This is a genomic window from Enterobacter sp. BIDMC92, assembly GCF_001030225.1.
In the GTDB taxonomy this organism is placed as follows: domain Bacteria; phylum Pseudomonadota; class Gammaproteobacteria; order Enterobacterales; family Enterobacteriaceae; genus Enterobacter; species Enterobacter sichuanensis.
Genome location: NZ_KQ087598.1, coordinates 1396420 through 1414274 on the forward strand (window position 1 = coordinate 1396420; position 17855 = coordinate 1414274).

Consider the following 17855-nt stretch of genomic DNA (forward strand, 5'->3'; position numbering starts at 1 on the left):
AAAAACGTAAATATGATTCAATAAAAACCTGTTTATTGTAAGGGTTTTGCAGCGTATTATATTTACGGGATCAATTTGAGTTTTTTATTAACGTATTCGTAACCTCACGTCATCGTTTTTATCCTCCCTCAGGGTAATAACGACGACAAGGATGCGAATAATTTGTATTGGGGCATGCGTGTGGGTCTCGTTCTGACGGGGTTCACTCTCGGAGTCTTCATGCGATGAGCAAGGAGTCATGATGTTAGATATAGTCGAACTGTCGCGCTTACAGTTTGCCTTGACCGCGATGTACCACTTCCTGTTTGTGCCACTGACGCTCGGTATGGCGTTCCTGCTGGCCATCATGGAAACGGTATACGTTCTCTCCGGCAAACAGATTTATAAAGATATGACCAAGTTCTGGGGCAAGTTGTTTGGTATCAACTTTGCGCTGGGCGTGGCAACCGGTCTGACCATGGAGTTCCAGTTCGGGACTAACTGGTCTTACTATTCTCACTATGTAGGGGATATCTTCGGTGCGCCGCTGGCCATTGAAGGTCTGATGGCCTTCTTCCTCGAATCCACCTTTGTAGGTCTGTTCTTCTTCGGTTGGGACCGTCTGGGTAAAGTCCAGCATATGGCGGTAACCTGGCTGGTGGCATTAGGTTCGAACCTGTCCGCGCTGTGGATCCTGGTCGCGAACGGCTGGATGCAGAACCCTATCGCGTCTGATTTCAACTTCGAAACCATGCGTATGGAGATGGTCAGCTTTGCCGAGCTGGTCCTGAACCCGGTAGCACAGGTTAAATTCGTCCACACCGTGGCTTCTGGCTATGTGTGCGGCGCGATGTTTGTGCTGGGCATCAGCTCTTATTACATGCTGCGTGGTCGTGACTTCGCCTTTGCTAAGCGCTCCTTTGCTATCGCTGCAAGCTTCGGTATGGCTGCCATCCTCTCTGTTATCGTTCTGGGTGATGAATCCGGTTACGAAATGGGTGACGTGCAGAAAACCAAACTGGCCGCAATTGAAGCCGAATGGGAAACGCAACCGGCACCTGCTGCCTTTACGCTGTTCGGTATCCCCGATCAGGATGCGCAGGAAAACCGCTTCGCGATTCAGATCCCTTACGCGCTGGGTATCATCGCAACCCGTTCTGTTGATAAGCAGGTGACGGGTCTGAAAGAGCTGATGGTTCAGCATGAAGAGCGTATCCGTAATGGTATGAAAGCCTACTCGCTGCTGGAACAGCTGCGTGCCGGCTCGACAGACCAGGCTGTTCGTGACCAGTTCAATTCCGTGAAGAAAGATCTCGGTTACGGTCTGCTCCTGAAACGTTATACCCCGAACGTTTCCGATGCGACGGAAGCGCAGATCCAGATGGCAACCAAAGACTCCATTCCGCGTGTTGCACCGCTGTACTTTGCGTTCCGTATCATGGTGGGCTGCGGCGTCATCATGCTGCTGATCATTGCGGCGTCCTTCTGGTCCGTGATTCGTAACCGCATCGGCGAGAAAAAATGGCTGCTGCGTACCGCGCTGTACGGTATTCCACTGCCGTGGATCGCGATTGAATCTGGCTGGTTTGTTGCGGAGTATGGCCGTCAGCCATGGGCGATTGGTGAGGTACTGCCAACGGCAGTGGCGAACTCTTCCCTGACAGCGGGCGACCTGATCTTCTCCATGCTGCTGATTTGTGGTCTGTACACCCTGTTCCTGGTGGCTGAACTGTTCCTGATGTTCAAGTTCGCGCGCCTTGGCCCGAGCAGCCTGAAAACCGGTCGCTATCACTACGAGCAGTCCACTGCGACTACTCAGCCGGCACGCTAAGACAGGAGTCATCAAATGATCGATTATGAAGTATTACGTTTTATCTGGTGGCTGTTGGTCGGCGTTCTGCTGATCGGTTTTGCCGTCACGGATGGTTTCGACATGGGGGTGGGGATGCTCACCCGTTTCCTCGGTCGTAATGACACCGAGCGTCGAATCATGATCAACTCCATCGCCCCGCACTGGGACGGTAACCAGGTGTGGCTGATCACCGCTGGCGGCGCGCTGTTCGCTGCCTGGCCGATGGTCTACGCGGCTGCGTTCTCCGGTTTCTATGTGGCGATGATTCTGGTGCTGGCCTCTTTATTCTTCCGTCCGGTCGGTTTCGACTACCGTTCCAAGATTGAAGATACCCGCTGGCGTAACCTGTGGGACTGGGGCATTTTTATCGGTAGCTTCGTTCCGCCGCTGGTGATTGGCGTGGCCTTTGGTAACCTGCTGCAGGGCGTACCGTTCCACATGGACGAGTACATGCGTCTTTACTACACCGGTAACTTCTTCCAGCTGCTGAATCCGTTTGGTCTGCTGGCAGGTATCGTGAGCGTGGCGATGATCATCACTCAGGGCGCAACTTACCTGCAGATGCGTACCGTGGGTGAACTGCACCTGCGTTCTCGCGCAACAGCTCAGGTTGCCGCGCTGGTTACGCTGGTCTGCTTCGCGCTGGCCGGTGTGTGGGTGGTGTACGGCATTGATGGCTATGTGGTGACGTCCGCTATCAACCACGCAGCGCCGTCTAACCCGCTGACTAAAGAAGTCGCGCGTCAGGCAGGTGCATGGCTGGTGAACTTCAACAATACGCCTGTTCTGTGGGTTATCCCTGCACTGGGTGTGTTGCTGCCGCTGCTGACCGTGCTGACGTCTCGCCTGGAGAAAGGCGCCCTGGCGTTCGTGTTCTCTTCACTGACGCTGGCGTGCATTATCCTGACTGCGGGTATTGCCATGTTCCCATTCGTCATGCCATCCAGCACCATGCTGAATGCTAGCCTGACCATGTGGGATGCAACCTCCAGCCATATGACGCTGAACCTGATGACTTATGTTGCTTGCGTGTTCGTTCCGATTGTTTTGGCCTACACCATCTGGTGTTACTGGAAAATGTTCGGACGTATTACTAAAGAGCATATCGAAAGCAACACCCACTCTATGTACTAAGTAAGGAGCTGAATATGTGGTACTTCGCATGGATTTTAGGGACGCTTCTTGCCTGTGCTTTTGGTGTCATCACTGCCCTGGCGCTTGAGCACGTTGAAGCGACCAAAGCAGGTGAAGAAAAACACTGATGAATATTATCGCGACACTTTACGCGGTAATGGATAAGCGCCCGTTACGGGCGCTTTCTTTAGTGATGGCATTACTGCTGGCAGGTTGTATCTTCTGGGACCCTTCGCGCTTTGCAGCGAAAACCAGCGAGCTGGAAATCTGGCACGGCTTCCTCATTATGTGGGCGGTGTGCGCAGGTGTGATCCACGGCGTGGGCTTTCGCCCGAAAGCCATTCACTGGCAGGGGATTTTTTGCCCCCTCATTGCCGATCTGGTGCTTCTCGCAGGTTTGATTTTCTTCTTCTTCTGAATAAGAAATGTCCGTTAACGTTATGGGCTTACCCGAGCCCATAAAAATTTACTCTCCGTTTACTTTCTCCCATTCCAAACCATCTTTCCCGCGCGTATAGTAGCGAAGTTTAAAAGCTCTAACTTTTGTTGCATTACTGGGATGTAAAGTGAATACAACGCTGTTTCGATGGCCGGTTCGTGTCTATTACGAAGATACCGATGCCGGTGGTGTGGTTTACCACGCCAGCTACGTTGCTTTTTATGAACGGGCACGCACAGAGATGCTGCGCCATCATCACTTTAGTCAACAGGTGCTGTTGGCTGAGCGAGTTGCCTTCGTGGTACGCAAGATGACGCTTGAGTATTTTGCGCCTGCCAGACTCGACGATATGCTCGAAGTCCAAACTGAAATTACATCAATGCGCGGGACCTCACTGGTTTTCACGCAGCGGATAGTCAACGCAGAGAACACCGTACTGAACTCAGCTGAAGTACTGATTGTTTGTGTTGATCCAACCATAATGAAGCCTCGTGCGCTTCCTAAGTCTATTGTCGCGGAGTTTAAGCAGTGACTGACATGAATATCCTTGATTTGTTCCTGAAGGCAAGCCTTCTGGTTAAACTTATCATGTTGATTTTGATTGGTTTTTCAATCGCATCCTGGGCCATCATCATCCAGAGAACGCGTATCCTCAATGCTGCTGGCCGTGAAGCAGAAGCGTTTGAAGATAAGTTCTGGTCGGGCATTGAGCTTTCTCGTCTGTATCAGGAAAGCCAGGGACGCCGTGAAAACCTGACCGGCTCCGAGCAAATTTTTTATAGCGGCTTCAAAGAGTTCGCCCGTCTGCACCGCGCAAATAATCATGCGCCGGAAGCGGTCGTGGAAGGGGCCTCGCGTGCCATGCGTATCTCAATGAACCGTGAGCTGGAAAACCTTGAAACCCACATTCCTTTCCTTGGTACTGTCGGTTCCATCAGCCCGTATATCGGCCTGTTTGGTACGGTGTGGGGCATCATGCACGCCTTTATCGCGCTGGGCGCGGTGAAGCAGGCGACGCTGCAGATGGTTGCCCCGGGTATTGCAGAAGCACTGATTGCGACCGCTATCGGTCTGTTTGCGGCAATCCCGGCGGTTATGGCTTACAACCGTCTGAACCAGCGCGTGAACAAACTGGAATTGAACTACGACAACTTTATGGAAGAGTTCACTGCGATTCTGCACCGTCAGGCGTTTACCAGCACCGAGAGCAACAAGGGGTAAACCATGGCCAGATCGCGTGGACGAGGTCGTCGCGAGCTCAAGTCCGAAATCAATATCGTTCCACTGCTGGACGTTCTGTTGGTACTGCTGCTGATCTTCATGGCGACAGCGCCAATCATTACCCAGAGCGTGGAAGTGGATCTGCCGGATGCGACAGAATCACAGGCGGTAAGCACCAATGACGATCCTCCGGTTATCATTGAGGTTTCCGGCGTAGGGCAATATAGCGTCGTGGTTGAAAAAGATCGTATGGATCAGCTTCCACCTGAACAGGTCATTGCTGAAGCGCAGCGTCGCCTGGAGTCAAATCCGAAAACGGTCTTCTTAATCGGTGGCGCGAAAGACGTACCCTACGATGAAATTATTAAAGCGCTGAACTTGCTACATAGTGCGGGTGTTAAGTCAGTTGGCTTAATGACTCAGCCTATTTGATCATCCGCGTAGTTTTTGGGAACCGATAGTGTCAAAGGCAACCGAACAGAACGACAAGCTTAAGCGAGCGATAATCGTCTCCGCAGTGCTGCATGTGATTCTCTTTGCAGGGCTGATCTGGAGTTCGTTCGACGAGCATATTGATGCATCAGGCGGCGGTGGCGGTTCTTCCATTGACGCCGTAATGGTGGATCCCAGTGCGGTCGTGCAGAACTATAATCGTCAGCAACAGCAGCAGGCGAGTGCAAAACGGGCTGAAGAGCAGCGTGAAAAACAGGCGCAACAGCAAGCGGAAGAACTGCGTGAAAAGCAGGCCGCTGAGCAGGAGCGTCTGAAGCAGCTTGAGAAAGAACGTTTGCAGGCGCAGGAAGCGGCGAAAGAGCAGGCACAACAGCAGAAGCAAGCTGAAGAGGCCGCGAAGAAAGCCCAGGAACAGCAAAAGCAGGCGGAAGAGGCGGCAGCGAAAGCCGCAGCGGATGCAAAAGCGCAGGCTGATGCCCAGGCAAAATTAGCGGCAGAAGCGGCGAAGAAAGCCGCTGCTGATGCCCAGAAGAAAGCCGAAGCGGAAGCCGCGAAGAAAGCCGCTGCTGATGCCCAGAAGAAAGCAGAAGCAGAAGCTGCGAAAAAAGCCGCTGCTGATGCCCAGAAGAAAGCAGAAGCAGAAGCCGCGAAAAAAGCCGCTCAGGAAGCAGAGAAGAAAGCTGCTGCCGAAGCCGCGAAGAAAGCGGCTGCAGCCGAGAAAGCAGCAGCAGAAAAAGCTGCCGCTGCTGAAAAAGCGGCTGCGGAGAAGAAAGCGGCCGCAGAGAAGGCTGCTGCCGACAAAAAAGCTGCAGCTGAGAAGGCCGCTGCCGATAAGAAAGCGGCGGCTGAAAAAGCGGCTGCGAAAAAGGCCGCTGCTGCGGAGAAAGCCGCTGCCGCTGCGGGCGTTGACGATCTGCTGGGCGATCTCAGTTCTGGTAAGAATGCGCCGAAAACAGGCGGCGGGGCGAAAGGGAGTGGTCAGCCGTCTAAAGACAGCGGTACTTCGGGTGCCAACGGCGGTGCTACGGGGGCAGATATCAGCGCTTACGCTAAGCAGATTCAGGTGGCTATTCAGAGTCGTCTGTTTGATGCAGGCCTTTACCAGGGCAAACAGTGCGTGCTGCATATCAACCTTGCGCCAGACGGCCGGTTGAAAAATGTGACGTCTGAAGGGGGCGATCCTGCGCTTTGTCAGGCAGCATTGGCCGCAGCAAGATCGGCGAACATTCCTAAACCGCCTAGTGAGGCTGTTTATGAAAAGATAAAAGATGCCAAACTGGACTTTAAGCTGTAATCGACTCTCCTTACGGAAGTATGAAAAACAGTCTATTGTCGTAACCAGGGTTTAGTAGTTTTGTCTATTTGGGTTTGTTAACATTCTGCTAAATTATCGTGGGTAAGGTTACCCGGATAAGGGAGATATGATGAAGCAGGCATTACGTGTAGCATTTAGTTTTTTAATGCTGTGGGCAGCTGTACTGCACGCAGAAGTACGTATCGAGATCACCCAGGGGGTGGACTCGGCACGCCCAATCGGTGTTGTTCCGTTCCAGTGGGCCGGTTCTGGCGCTGCACCTGAAGATGCCGGTGGCATTGTGGCGGCTGACCTGCGTAACAGCGGTAAATTTAACCCGTTAGATCGTTCTCGTCTGCCTCAGCAGCCGGGTAGCGCGCAGGAAGTTCAGCCTGCGGCATGGTCTGCACTCGGTATTGATGCCGTGGTTGTGGGTCAGGTTACCCCTAACCCGGACGGCTCTTACAATGTGGCCTGGCAGCTGGTGGATACCGGCGGTGCGCCAGGTACCGTTCTGGCACAGAACTCTTATAAAGTCACTAAACAGTACCTGCGCTATGCGGCACACGCAGCCAGCGATGCGGTATTCGAAAAACTGACCGGCATTAAAGGTGCGTTCCGTACCCGTATTGCTTACGTGGTACAGACCAACGGTGGTCAGTTCCCGTATGAGCTGCGCGTATCTGACTACGATGGTTACAACCAGTTCCTGGTGAAGCGTTCTTCCCAGCCTCTGATGTCACCAGCCTGGTCTCCGGACGGCTCCAAACTGGCCTATGTCACCTTCGAAAGCGGCCGTTCTGCGCTGGTTATCCAGACGCTGGCTAACGGTGCTGTTCGTCAGGTGGCGTCGTTCCCTCGCCACAACGGTGCGCCGTCGTTCTCTCCGGACGGGTCTAAACTGGCCTTTGCGCTGTCTAAAACCGGTAGCCTGAACCTGTACGTAATGGACATTGGCTCTGGCCAGATCCGTCAGGTCACCGACGGTCGCAGCAACAACACTGAACCTTCATGGTTCCCGGACAGTCAAAACCTGGCGTTTACCTCTGACCAGGCTGGCCGTCCACAAATCTACAAAGTAAATATTAACGGCGGTGCTCCGCAGCGTATTACCTGGGAAGGTTCTCAGAACCAGAACTCAGACGTGAGCAGCGACGGTAAATTTATGGTAATGGTAAGCTCCAACGGTGGGCAGCAACACATTGCCAAACAAGATCTGGTAGCGGGTGGCGTGCAAGTTCTGTCGTCAACGTTCCTGGATGAAACGCCAAGTCTGGCACCTAACGGCACTATGGTAATCTACAGCTCTTCTCAGGGGATGGGATCTGTGCTGAATCTGGTTTCTACAGATGGGCGTTTCAAAGCGCGTATTCCGGCAACTGATGGACAGGTAAAATCACCTGCCTGGTCGCCGTATCTGTAAATAATAATTAATTGATTACTAAAGGAATCATAGAAATGCAACTGAACAAAGTGCTGAAGGGGCTGATGATCGCTCTGCCTGTAATGGCAATCGCAGCGTGTTCTTCTAACAAGAACGCCAGCAATGACCAGAGCGGCGAAGGCATGATGGGTGCCGGCACCGGTATGGACGCGAACGGCAATGGCAACATGTCTTCTGAAGAGCAAGCGCGTCTTCAGATGCAGCAGCTGCAGCAGAACAACATCGTTTACTTCGATCTGGATAAATACGACATCCGTTCTGACTTCGCTGCGATGCTGGATGCTCACGCTAACTTCCTGCGTAGCAACCCATCTTACAAAGTCACCGTAGAAGGTCACGCGGACGAACGTGGTACTCCAGAGTACAACATCTCCCTGGGTGAACGTCGTGCTAACGCTGTTAAAATGTACCTGCAGGGTAAAGGCGTTTCTGCTGACCAGATCTCCATCGTTTCTTACGGTAAAGAAAAACCTGCAGTACTGGGTCACGACGAAGCGGCTTACTCCAAAAACCGTCGTGCCGTACTGGTTTACTAAGAGAATTGCATGAGCAGTAACTTCAGACATCAACTGTTGAGTCTGTCGTTACTGGTTGGAATAGCGGCCCCCTGGGCCGCTTTTGCTCAGGCACCAATCAGTAGTGTCGGCTCAGGCTCGGTAGAAGATCGGGTCACTCAACTCGAGCGTATTTCAAACGCTCACAGCCAGCTTTTAACCCAACTCCAGCAACAACTTTCTGATAACCAAAACGATATTGACTCTCTCCGCGGACAGATTCAGGAAAGCCAGTATCAGCTTAACCAGGTTGTGGAACGTCAGAAGCAAATCTTGTTGCAAATAGATAGCCTGAGCAGCGGTGGTGCAGCGCAAGCACAGCCAGCCGCGGGCGATCAGAGCGGGGCGGTAACCTCTGCGCCGGCAGCGGATGCATCTGCTTCAACAGGCGCGCCTGTACAGAGCGGTGATGCAAATACCGATTACAACGCGGCCATTGCCTTGGTGCAGGATCAATCTCGTCAGGATGACGCGCTTGTTGCGTTTCAGAACTTCGTTAAGAAATACCCTGATTCCACTTATCAGCCGAATGCGAATTACTGGCTTGGTCAGTTGAATTACAACAAGGGTAAAAAGGACGATGCGGCGTTTTATTTTGCCTCAGTGGTGAAAAACTATCCGAAATCGCCAAAAGCGCCTGATGCGATGTACAAAGTGGGCGTTATCATGCAGGACAAAGGCGACACTGCGAAGGCCAAAGCGGTTTATCAGCAGGTGGTTGCAAAATTCCCGGGCACCGAAGGTGCTAAGCAGGCGCAAAAACGTCTGAATTCGATGGGATGATTACCGCATGACCAGAAATCGCGTTATTTCTGGTCGTGCCGCATGATTACTAAGCAGTTAAGTGATCTTCATCGAAATTTTTGTTGCGCTGAATTCTTAAATCAGTAATATATGCCGCCGTTGCCACGGGATATCAAACAACGTGAAAACAGCGTAAAAGTGGGTCGTTAGCTCAGTTGGTAGAGCAGTTGACTTTTAATCAATTGGTCGCAGGTTCGAATCCTGCACGACCCACCACTAAGTCAGGTGGAAGTAGTAGTAAAACGTGAAGGATAACGTTGCGTCAGCAACGGCCCGTAGGGCGAGGCGAAGCCGAGTCATCCTGCACAACCCACCACTTAACGCATTATCAGCAGTACAGAGTGGGTGATTAGCTCAGTTGGTAGAGCATCTCCTTTACACGGAGGGGGTCGGCGGTTCGAGCCCGTCATCACCCACCACTCGGGTCGTTAGCTCAGTTGGTAGAGCAGTTGACTTTTAATCAATTGGTCGCAGGTTCGAATCCTGCACGACCCACCAATTTAATTGGTTCCGAGTGATAATTCAGGCAATACCCAGATGGGTCGTTAGCTCAGTTGGTAGAGCAGTTGACTTTTAATCAATTGGTCGCAGGTTCGAATCCTGCACGACCCACCAGCCTGAATAAATTTGAAGTACATCCCGCAAGGGGTCGTTAGCTCAGTTGGTAGAGCAGTTGACTTTTAATCAATTGGTCGCAGGTTCGAATCCTGCACGACCCACCAATGTTAAAAAGCGCCCTAAAGGCGCTTTTTTGCTATCTGCGATGCAACAAATGCTCCGCATATCTATTCCCGGTGACTTTTCACTTCAGATTCGCTATCTTGTTTAGTATACAAAACACAATTGCCATGCGTTTTGCTATGTCAGGCAAAAGAAAGGCAATATTGTTAAGCCAGTAAAACGAGAAGCCATAATGAGCGTGATGTTTGATCCTGAAGCCGCAATCTATCCGTTTCCGCCAAAGCCTGTCCCGCTAAGCGTGGATGAAAAGCAGTTCTACCGAGAGAAAATCAAGCGTCTTCTCAAAGAGCGAGATGCGGTGATGGTGGCGCATTACTATACCGATCCGGAAATCCAGCAACTGGCGGAAGAGACAGGAGGCTGTATTTCTGACTCACTGGAGATGGCGCGCTTCGGTGCACGGCATCCAGCCTCCACGCTGCTGGTCGCAGGGGTGCGTTTTATGGGCGAAACGGCAAAGATCCTCAGCCCTGAAAAAACCATTCTGATGCCTACGCTTAATGCGGAGTGTTCACTGGACCTCGGCTGCCCCATTGATGAATTTAGCGCTTTCTGTGACGCCCACCCTGACCGTACGGTTGTGGTGTACGCCAACACTTCCGCGGCGGTAAAAGCGCGCGCTGACTGGGTGGTCACATCGAGTATCGCCGTTGAACTGATCGAACACCTGGATAGCCTGGGTGAGAAAATTATCTGGGCACCTGACCGCCATCTCGGCAATTATGTCCAGAAGCAGACGGGGGCAGACGTCCTCTGCTGGCAGGGCGCCTGCATTGTGCACGACGAGTTCAAGACCCAGGCGCTGGCGCGCATGAAGGCGCTTTATCCTGACGCGGCCATTCTGGTTCACCCTGAATCACCGCAGTCAATTGTCGACATGGCGGACGCCGTGGGCTCCACCAGCCAGCTTATCAACGCGGCCAGGACGTTGCCTCACAAGCAGCTTATTGTGGCGACCGATCGCGGTATCTTTTATAAGATGCAGCAGGCCGTGCCGGAGAAAGAGCTTCTTGAAGCCCCCACGGCAGGTGAGGGGGCAACGTGCCGCAGCTGTGCGCACTGTCCGTGGATGGCGATGAACGGTCTGAAAGCCATTGCCGAAGGGTTAGAAACCGGCGGTGCGGCGCATGAAATCCATGTGGATGCTGCCCTGCGTGAAGGCGCGTTAGTTCCACTTAACCGCATGCTGGATTTTGCGGCTACACTACGTACTTAATTCAAAACGCCCTGGGGAAAAGATGGATTTTTTTAGCACACAGAACATTCTGGTTCATATACCGATTGGTGCAGGTGGCTATGACCTGTCATGGATTGAGGCGGTTGGTACGCTGGCAGGGTTATTGTGTATCTGGCTGGCAAGCCTTGAGAAGATCAGTAATTACGCGTTTGGGCTCATTAACGTCACGCTGTTTGCGATTATCTTCTTCCAGATCCAGCTGTACGCCAGCCTGCTTTTGCAGCTGTTCTTCTTTGCGGCAAATATCTACGGGTGGTACGCGTGGTCGCGGCAGAACAGTCAGCAGGAGGCGGAGTTGCAGATCCGCTGGCTGCCCTTACCGAAAGCCATCGCCTGGTTTGTCGCGTGCGTGGTTGCCATTGGTTTAATGACGGTCTATATCAATCCGGTATTTGCATTCCTGACCCAAATTGCCGTGGCGGTCATGTCCGGTATCGGTTTGCATGTGACGATGCCGGAACTGCAGCCGGACGCCTTCCCGTTCTGGGATTCCTGCATGATGGTGCTGTCGATTGCGGCGATGATCCTCATGACCCGTAAATACGTTGAGAACTGGCTGCTGTGGGTCATCATTAACGTCATCAGCGTGGTGATTTTTGCTCTGCAGGGTGTGTATGCCATGTCGCTGGAATATCTGCTGCTGACCTTCATCGCGCTGAATGGTAGTCGGATGTGGATTAACAGCGCGCGTGAGCGAGGCTCTCACGCGCTTTCCCGTTAAGAGTGATGATGATGTGAATGGCCGGACTGCGCCTCGTTAAGGTGGCAGTCTGGCCCGTTACAGGGCTGATACTCCATCTGGACGGTGGCGTGGCCAATATCGTAGTGATGTTCAAGAAAATGCTGGATGCGGTCAAGGAGCGCATCATGGTCGTGAGGCGGGATCACCTGGACGTGCATCGTCATGACCGGTTTTTCCCCGACCAGCCAGACGTGCACATGATGAACGTTGCGTACTTCCGGAACAGAGCGGCGCAGGTTGCGCTTCAGCTCGTCGATATCCATGGATGCCGGTGCCCCTTCAAGCAGTTCATTAACGCTCTCCTTCAGCAGACGCCAGGCGCTGCGCAAGACCAGACATGACACCAGTACGGACAGAATCGGATCGACGGGCGTCCAGCCGGTATAGAGGATCACCAGTGCGGCCACAATCGCCCCGACTGAGCCGAGCAAATCTCCCAGCACATGCAGGGCTGCCGCGCGCACATTGAGGTTCTTCTCCCCACTCCCACGGTGCAAAATCCAGAAAGCCAGGATATTCGCCAGCAGTCCGGCCACGGCAATCACCATCATTGTTGTCCCGGCGATCGGCTGAGGGTGTCTGAAGCGCTGTACCGCTTCCCAGACGATAAGCACGGTAATGACCACCAGCGCAATGGCGTTAACAAACGCGGCAAGGGTTGTCAGCCTCAGCCAACCGAAGGTATGGCGCGCGTTCGGAGGACGACGAGCAAACTGCACGGCCAGCAGGGCGAAAAGCAGCGCGGCTGCGTCGGTCAGCATATGTCCGGCATCAGCCAGAAGCGCCAGAGAGCCGGAAACCAGTCCGCCAATGACCTCGATGATCATAAAGGTTGCCGTGACGCCAAAGGCCAGCATCAGTCGTTTAGCGTTGTCGTTGCCGGGAGTGTGTGAGTGCGAATGGGTGTGCGCCATGTGTGCTTTCCTGGTGTGTTATTGTTTTTAGTGTAGCGTTTTTAATGGGTTACTCCAAAAAGAAAGGAGAGCCAGAGCTCTCCTGTTTCTTCCCGATCACAACAGATTACTGGGTCGTGCCATCGGTTTTGGTATTGGCGTCATTACCCACTTTGTCGTTGGGATCCGGGCATTTGCCGTCTTTACACATCGAGTTCTTATGGACTTCGTCCGAACTCATGTTGTCATGATTCATGGTACCGGAACCACTACCGTTCGGGTGCAACATGGTGCCTCCGGTGTTGGTGTTGCCGGTATTAATCTGGTTGTTATCGACATTATTCGGGGCGATATTCTGTTTTGCATCAGGGGCAACCTGGCCTGCTGATGCTGCCGCATTGGCATCACCGTTGTTGTCTGAGGTGCCCGTTTCAGCGGCAAGGACGCTGCCGCTTGCCAGAGTGAGTGTGGCAGTCAGGAAGAGGGTTGCCAGTTTCGTCATTTTCATCATGGTGCTCCTGTTCTTGTCGTTACGCTGGATAACATTCTCCAACAGTGCATCTTTTTCTAAGGCGAAAGATCCCGCCTTACCGACTTACGTCAGTACGGAATCGCGTTTAAGCGTTTAAAAATGGTTGTTACAGTTAAAAAGCTTAGGTTAGATCTCGTTTTTCGCTATTTTGTGGCGATTTTTAGGCGAATTCCAGGAATTATCTGCGCGAAGTGTAAAACCGTGTTTACACTTCCTGGTCGACAAGATAGATTGAAAGGATTGCTTTCATTACTAAAGATATGGCAGAGCTGGAAAGAAAATGAATTATCAGAACGACGATTTACGCATTAAAGAGATCAATGAGTTATTACCTCCTGTAGCACTCCTTGAGAAATTCCCCGCCACTGAAAATGCCGCAAACACGGTTTCTCATGCTCGTAAAGCGATCCACAAGATCCTGAAAGGTAATGACGATCGTCTTCTGGTGGTGATTGGCCCATGCTCCATACACGACCCTGCAGCCGCGAAAGAGTACGCTGCCCGTCTGCTCACCCTGCGTGAAGAGCTGAAAGGCGAGCTGGAGATCGTGATGCGCGTTTACTTTGAAAAACCGCGTACCACGGTGGGCTGGAAAGGGCTGATTAACGATCCACATATGGACAATAGCTTCCAGATCAACGACGGCCTGCGTATTGCCCGTAAGCTGCTGCTCGAAATCAACGACAGTGGCCTGCCAGCAGCCGGTGAGTTCCTGGATATGATTACGCCACAGTATCTGGCTGACCTCATGAGCTGGGGGGCGATTGGTGCGCGCACCACGGAATCTCAGGTTCACCGTGAGCTGGCGTCCGGCCTCTCTTGCCCGGTAGGTTTTAAAAACGGTACCGACGGCACAATCAAGGTGGCGATTGATGCCATCAATGCCGCAGGTGCGCCGCACTGCTTCCTGTCCGTGACCAAATGGGGACACTCTGCCATCGTTAACACCAGCGGTAACGGTGACTGCCATATCATTCTGCGCGGCGGTAAAGAGCCGAACTACAGCGCAAAACATGTGGCAGAAGTCAAAGTTGGGCTGGAGAAAGCAGGGTTGCCACCGCAGGTGATGATTGACTTCAGCCACGCGAACTCCAGCAAGCAGTTTAAAAAGCAGATGGAAGTGGGCGCAGATGTCTGTCAGCAGATTGCCGGCGGCGAGAAAGCGGTGATTGGGGTGATGATCGAAAGTCATCTGGTTGAAGGTAACCAGAACCTGGAAGGCAGCGAGCCACTGGTTTACGGTAAAAGCGTCACCGATGCCTGCATCGGCTGGGACGACACCGACACGATCCTCCGTCAGCTGGCGAATGCGGTAAAAGCGCGTCGCGGTTAATCCGGCTGGGGAAATAAAAAAGCGCGGAAGGCTCCGCGCTTTTTTTATGGCTGGCGAAAATTACTTCGCTTTACCCTGGTTCGCAACAGCCGCTGCTTTCGCCGCGATCTCATCTGCGTTACCCAGATAGTAGTGTTTGATTGGTTTGAAGTTCTCGTCGAACTCATACACCAGCGGTACGCCGGTTGGGATGTTCAGTTCGAGAATTTCATCTTCGCCCATGTTGTCCAGGTATTTCACCAGCGCACGCAGGGAGTTACCGTGAGCGGCGATGATCACGCGCTCACCGCTTTTCAGGCGTGGCAGAATGGTTTCGTTCCAGTAAGGCACAACGCGGTCGATGGTCAGGGCCAGGCTCTCGGTGGTTGGCAGCTCAGCATCAGTCAGTTTTGCGTAGCGTGGGTCGTGGCCCGGGTAACGCTCGTCATCTTTGGTCAGCTCTGGTGGGGTAACCGCGAAGCCGCGACGCCACTGTTTAACCTGCTCATCACCGTATTTCTCAGCGGTTTCGGCTTTGTTCAGACCCTGCAGCGCACCGTAATGACGCTCGTTCAGTTTCCAGGATTTCTCAACCGGCAGCCAGGCCTGATCCAGTTCGTCCAGCACGTTCCACAGGGTGTGGATGGCACGTTTCAGCACAGAGGTGTAAGCAAAATCAAAGCTGAAGCCTTCTTCCTTCAGCAGTTTACCCGCTGCTTTTGCTTCGCTTACGCCTTTTTCAGACAGATCAACGTCGTACCAACCGGTAAAGCGGTTTTCGTTGTTCCACTGGCTTTCGCCGTGACGTACCAGGACCAGCTTAGTAATAGCCATCTCTTACTCCTCAAGCATTTTTAGAATGATAACAATTCTCATTATATTGCCGTGGCCGTGCCAGCAGCAACGCTTAACCCTAACCATAGCGAAAATAGTCTCTGAGTGTAAGATGCTTGTGAATCCAGGGTTATGATTTTGTCTGCGATCGGCGCTATTTTCAGCAAAGCGTGCAGAAAAAAGCCCTCTGATGGGAGGGCTGAGAATCAATGCGGAATAAAATGGTATTCCGTCACGCTCACGTACTCTTCACCCGGGCGTAGCACACAGTCTGGCTGCGGCCATTCCGGATGATTCGGGCTGTCCGGCAGGAACTCGCTCTCCAGCGCCAGCCCTTGCCAGTCGCTGTACTCAACGTGTTCGCGCGCCGTCGTGCCGCCAAGGAAGTTACCAGAGTAGAATTGCAGGGCAGGCGCGGTGGTGTAAACCGTCATCTGCAGCTTCTCATCGCTGGACCAGACCTGCGCGGCAGGCTGCTTCGCATCGCCTTTTGCCTGCAGCAGGAACGCATGGTCGTAACCTTTCACCTTGCGCTGATCGTCATCGCTCAGGAAATCCTGGGCGATCGTTTTCGCGCGGCGGAAGTCAAAGCTGGTGCCGTTCACGGATTTCAGACCCTGATACGGAATGCCCATCTCGTCAACCGGCAAATAATCATCGGCAAGGAGTTGCAGCTTGTGGTTACGTACGTCGCACTGGTTACCGTCCAGATTAAAGTACGCGTGGTTGGTCAGGTTGACCGGACACGGCTTGTCGACGGTAGCACGGTATTCAATGGCGATACGGTTGTCGTCGGTCAACGTAAAGCGCGCGAAAGCAGTAAGATTACCCGGGAAGCCCTGATCGCCATCATGGGAATCCAGTGAGAACAGAACTTCGCCGTCGTTTTGCCGGACAATTTTCCAGCGGCGTTTATCAAAGCCTTCCGGCCCGCCGTGGAGCTGGTTCTCACCCTGGCTTGGAAGCAGGGTGTATTGCACGCCGTCGAGTTCAAAACGGCTTTTCGCGATGCGGTTAGCATAGCGTCCGACTGACGCGCCCAGATAGGCGGACTGATTAATATACTGCTCAGGCGAGGCGCAGCCGAGAAGGGTTTCGCGTACGCTGCCATCCGGCATGGGGACGCGGGCAGAGAGCAGCGTGGCTCCCCAGTCCATCAGCGTAACCACCATCCCTGCGCTGTTGCGCAGGGTTAACAGGCGATACGGCAGACCATCCGGTGCGAGAGTGGGTGTTTCGTTTAGCACTGTCCGGCTCCTTGTGATGCTTTACACACGTAGAAAGTTTCTTTGATACCTGTTTTGGCTTCGTACTGTTTCTCCACCGTCTGCTGCACGGCAGGAACAAGTTCTTCCGGCACCAGGGCAACAATACAGCCCCCGAAGCCACCGCCGGTCATACGCACGCCGCCTTTATCGCCAATTGCCGCTTTCACGATCTCAACCAGCGTATCAATCTGCGGCACGGTGATTTCAAAATCATCACGCATGGAGGCATGCGATTCCGCCATCAGCTCACCCATACGTTTCAAATCGCCTTTCGCCAGCGCGGACGCCGCTTCAACGGTACGGGCGTTTTCTGTCAGTACGTGACGAACGCGTTTGGCGACAATAGGATCCAGCTCGTGTGCCACTTTATTGAATTCATTAAGCGTAACGTCGCGCAGGGCAGATTGCTGGAAGAAGCGAGCGCCCGTTTCACATTGTTCGCGGCGCGTGTTGTATTCGCTGCCCACCAGCGTGCGTTTAAAGTTACTGTTGATAATCACGACTGCCGCGCCTTTTGGCAGAGGAACGGCTTTGGTGCCTAGCGTCCGGCAGTCGATCAGCAGCGCGTGTTCTTTTTTGCCCAGCGCGGAGATCAGCTGGTCCATGATGCCGCAGTTACAGCCCACGAACTGGTTTTCCGCTTCCTGACCATTGAGCGCAATTTGCGCGCCATCCAGCGGCAGATGATAAAGCTGCTGGAAGACGGTGCCAACGGCGACTTCCAGAGACGCAGAAGAGCTTAAGCCCGCACCCTGCGGCACGTTGCCGCTGATGACGAGATCCGCACCACCAAAATTCTTATTACGTTTTTGCAGATGTTTCACTACGCCGCGCACGTAGTTAGACCACTGCTGGCTGTCGTGCGTCACAATCGGAGCATCCAGGGAAAATTCGTCCGTTTCATTACCATAATCCGCGGCAATCACGCGGACTTTACGATCGTCGCGCTTTGCACAGCTGATGAGCGTCTGGTAGTCAATGGCGCAGGGCAGAACAAAACCGTCGTTGTAGTCGGTGTGTTCACCAATCAGGTTAACGCGGCCAGGTGCCTGGATAACGTGGGTAGCAGGGTAGCCAAATTTTTCAGCAAACAGGGATTGTGTTTTATCTTTCAGACTCATT

General features: G+C 53.1%; 19 protein-coding genes and 5 tRNA genes. 19 read left to right on the forward strand and 5 right to left on the reverse strand.

Annotated features, from left to right (window positions below; all coding sequences use genetic code 11):
- The first annotated feature begins 241 nt into the window (after positions 1-241).
- The 18 genes from cydA (at position 242) to pnuC (ending at position 11873) form a co-directional block, all read left to right on the forward strand.
- A complete protein-coding gene (gene cydA, locus SP99_RS06330; protein WP_047958040.1) occupies positions 242-1810 on the forward strand; it encodes a cytochrome ubiquinol oxidase subunit I in 1569 nt (522 codons plus the stop codon).
- A 15-nt stretch (positions 1811-1825) separates the two neighbouring features.
- Positions 1826-2965, forward strand: a complete 1140-nt coding sequence (gene cydB, locus SP99_RS06335; RefSeq protein WP_045286160.1) for a cytochrome d ubiquinol oxidase subunit II — start codon at positions 1826-1828, stop codon at positions 2963-2965.
- A 14-nt stretch (positions 2966-2979) separates the two neighbouring features.
- The gene (cydX, locus tag SP99_RS23075; RefSeq protein WP_003858598.1) at positions 2980-3093 is read left to right on the forward strand and encodes a cytochrome bd-I oxidase subunit CydX; all 114 of its coding nucleotides are present in this window, start codon (positions 2980-2982) and stop codon (positions 3091-3093) included.
- Positions 3093-3383: a cyd operon protein YbgE gene (ybgE, locus tag SP99_RS06340; RefSeq protein WP_014831116.1), complete on the forward strand. Its 291-nt coding sequence runs from the start codon at positions 3093-3095 to the stop codon at positions 3381-3383. The genes cydX and ybgE overlap by 1 nt, the downstream gene beginning before the upstream one ends.
- A gap of 148 nt (positions 3384-3531) precedes the next feature.
- Positions 3532-3936 (forward strand): tol-pal system-associated acyl-CoA thioesterase, encoded by a 405-nt coding sequence (gene ybgC, locus SP99_RS06345; protein ID WP_003858593.1) that lies wholly within the window; start codon positions 3532-3534, stop codon positions 3934-3936.
- On the forward strand, positions 3933-4625 hold the full coding sequence (tolQ, locus tag SP99_RS06350; protein ID WP_008501101.1) for a Tol-Pal system protein TolQ: 693 nt from the start codon (positions 3933-3935) through the stop codon (positions 4623-4625). The genes ybgC and tolQ overlap by 4 nt, the downstream gene beginning before the upstream one ends.
- 3 nt (positions 4626-4628) lie before the next feature.
- Complete coding sequence (gene tolR / locus SP99_RS06355; RefSeq protein WP_003858589.1) at positions 4629-5057, forward strand: colicin uptake protein TolR; 429 nt, start codon at positions 4629-4631, stop codon at positions 5055-5057.
- Between the two features lie 28 nt (positions 5058-5085).
- Positions 5086-6372, forward strand: coding sequence for a cell envelope integrity protein TolA (gene tolA, locus SP99_RS06360; RefSeq protein WP_047958041.1), 1287 nt, complete (start codon positions 5086-5088; stop codon positions 6370-6372).
- A 130-nt stretch (positions 6373-6502) separates the two neighbouring features.
- Positions 6503-7795, forward strand: a complete 1293-nt coding sequence (gene tolB, locus SP99_RS06365) for a Tol-Pal system beta propeller repeat protein TolB (protein WP_047958042.1) — start codon at positions 6503-6505, stop codon at positions 7793-7795.
- 35 nt (positions 7796-7830) lie between these two features.
- Positions 7831-8352: a peptidoglycan-associated lipoprotein Pal gene (gene pal, locus SP99_RS06370; protein WP_003858578.1), complete on the forward strand. Its 522-nt coding sequence runs from the start codon at positions 7831-7833 to the stop codon at positions 8350-8352.
- 9 nt (positions 8353-8361) lie between these two features.
- Positions 8362-9153: a cell division protein CpoB gene (gene cpoB / locus SP99_RS06375; RefSeq protein ID WP_047958043.1), complete on the forward strand. Its 792-nt coding sequence runs from the start codon at positions 8362-8364 to the stop codon at positions 9151-9153.
- A 161-nt stretch (positions 9154-9314) separates the two neighbouring features.
- Positions 9315-9390: transfer RNA gene (locus SP99_RS06380), tRNA-Lys, on the forward strand.
- 127 nt (positions 9391-9517) lie between these two features.
- Positions 9518-9593: transfer RNA gene (locus tag SP99_RS06385), tRNA-Val, on the forward strand.
- 3 nt (positions 9594-9596) lie between these two features.
- A tRNA-Lys gene (locus SP99_RS06390) sits at positions 9597-9672 on the forward strand.
- Positions 9673-9713: 41 nt separating this feature from the next.
- A tRNA-Lys gene (locus SP99_RS06395) sits at positions 9714-9789 on the forward strand.
- Positions 9790-9820: 31 nt separating this feature from the next.
- Positions 9821-9896, forward strand: a tRNA-Lys gene (locus tag SP99_RS06400).
- Positions 9897-10087: 191 nt separating this feature from the next.
- Positions 10088-11131 (forward strand): quinolinate synthase NadA, encoded by a 1044-nt coding sequence (nadA, locus tag SP99_RS06405; RefSeq protein ID WP_025757213.1) that lies wholly within the window; start codon positions 10088-10090, stop codon positions 11129-11131.
- Between the two features lie 22 nt (positions 11132-11153).
- On the forward strand, positions 11154-11873 hold the full coding sequence (gene pnuC / locus SP99_RS06410) for a nicotinamide riboside transporter PnuC (protein WP_047958044.1): 720 nt from the start codon (positions 11154-11156) through the stop codon (positions 11871-11873).
- Here pnuC and zitB read toward each other — a convergent pair.
- Positions 11870-12808 (reverse strand): CDF family zinc transporter ZitB, encoded by a 939-nt coding sequence (gene zitB / locus SP99_RS06415; RefSeq protein WP_047958045.1) that lies wholly within the window; start codon positions 12806-12808, stop codon positions 11870-11872. The genes pnuC and zitB overlap by 4 nt on opposite strands.
- Before the next feature lie 106 nt (positions 12809-12914).
- Positions 12915-13295 carry a protein YbgS gene (locus SP99_RS06420; protein ID WP_025757216.1) on the reverse strand — a complete coding sequence of 127 codons (381 nt, stop codon included), beginning with the start codon at positions 13293-13295 and terminating at the stop codon, positions 12915-12917.
- 304 nt (positions 13296-13599) lie between these two features.
- Here SP99_RS06420 and aroG point away from each other — a divergent pair, with 304 nt between their 5' ends.
- Positions 13600-14652, forward strand: a complete 1053-nt coding sequence (gene aroG, locus SP99_RS06425; RefSeq protein ID WP_025757217.1) for a 3-deoxy-7-phosphoheptulonate synthase AroG — start codon at positions 13600-13602, stop codon at positions 14650-14652.
- A 60-nt stretch (positions 14653-14712) separates the two neighbouring features.
- Here aroG and gpmA read toward each other — a convergent pair whose 3' ends face one another.
- The 3 genes from gpmA to galK form a co-directional block, all read right to left on the reverse strand.
- On the reverse strand, positions 14713-15465 hold the full coding sequence (gpmA, locus tag SP99_RS06430; protein WP_008501111.1) for a 2,3-diphosphoglycerate-dependent phosphoglycerate mutase: 753 nt from the start codon (positions 15463-15465) through the stop codon (positions 14713-14715).
- A gap of 206 nt (positions 15466-15671) precedes the next feature.
- Positions 15672-16712, reverse strand: coding sequence for a galactose-1-epimerase (gene galM / locus SP99_RS06435; RefSeq protein ID WP_047958046.1), 1041 nt, complete (start codon positions 16710-16712; stop codon positions 15672-15674).
- Positions 16706-17854, reverse strand: coding sequence for a galactokinase (gene galK / locus SP99_RS06440; RefSeq protein ID WP_047958047.1), 1149 nt, complete (start codon positions 17852-17854; stop codon positions 16706-16708). The genes galM and galK overlap by 7 nt, the downstream gene beginning before the upstream one ends.
- Position 17855 lies beyond the last annotated feature (1 nt).

Coding starts and splice junctions, on each gene's coding strand:
- gpmA (WP_008501111.1), bottom strand. CDS start 15,465: ATGGCTATTACTAAGCTGGTCCTGGTACGTCACGGCGAAAGCCAGTGG.
- cydB (WP_045286160.1), top strand. CDS start 1,826: ATGATCGATTATGAAGTATTACGTTTTATCTGGTGGCTGTTGGTCGGC.
- pnuC (WP_047958044.1), top strand. CDS start 11,154: ATGGATTTTTTTAGCACACAGAACATTCTGGTTCATATACCGATTGGT.
- tolB (WP_047958042.1), top strand. CDS start 6,503: ATGAAGCAGGCATTACGTGTAGCATTTAGTTTTTTAATGCTGTGGGCA.
- pal (WP_003858578.1), top strand. CDS start 7,831: ATGCAACTGAACAAAGTGCTGAAGGGGCTGATGATCGCTCTGCCTGTA.
- SP99_RS06420 (WP_025757216.1), bottom strand. CDS start 13,295: ATGAAAATGACGAAACTGGCAACCCTCTTCCTGACTGCCACACTCACT.
- nadA (WP_025757213.1), top strand. CDS start 10,088: ATGAGCGTGATGTTTGATCCTGAAGCCGCAATCTATCCGTTTCCGCCA.
- cpoB (WP_047958043.1), top strand. CDS start 8,362: ATGAGCAGTAACTTCAGACATCAACTGTTGAGTCTGTCGTTACTGGTT.
- ybgE (WP_014831116.1), top strand. CDS start 3,093: ATGAATATTATCGCGACACTTTACGCGGTAATGGATAAGCGCCCGTTA.
- aroG (WP_025757217.1), top strand. CDS start 13,600: ATGAATTATCAGAACGACGATTTACGCATTAAAGAGATCAATGAGTTA.
- zitB (WP_047958045.1), bottom strand. CDS start 12,808: ATGGCGCACACCCATTCGCACTCACACACTCCCGGCAACGACAACGCT.
- tolR (WP_003858589.1), top strand. CDS start 4,629: ATGGCCAGATCGCGTGGACGAGGTCGTCGCGAGCTCAAGTCCGAAATC.
- cydA (WP_047958040.1), top strand. CDS start 242: ATGTTAGATATAGTCGAACTGTCGCGCTTACAGTTTGCCTTGACCGCG.
- cydX (WP_003858598.1), top strand. CDS start 2,980: ATGTGGTACTTCGCATGGATTTTAGGGACGCTTCTTGCCTGTGCTTTT.
- galK (WP_047958047.1), bottom strand. CDS start 17,854: ATGAGTCTGAAAGATAAAACACAATCCCTGTTTGCTGAAAAATTTGGC.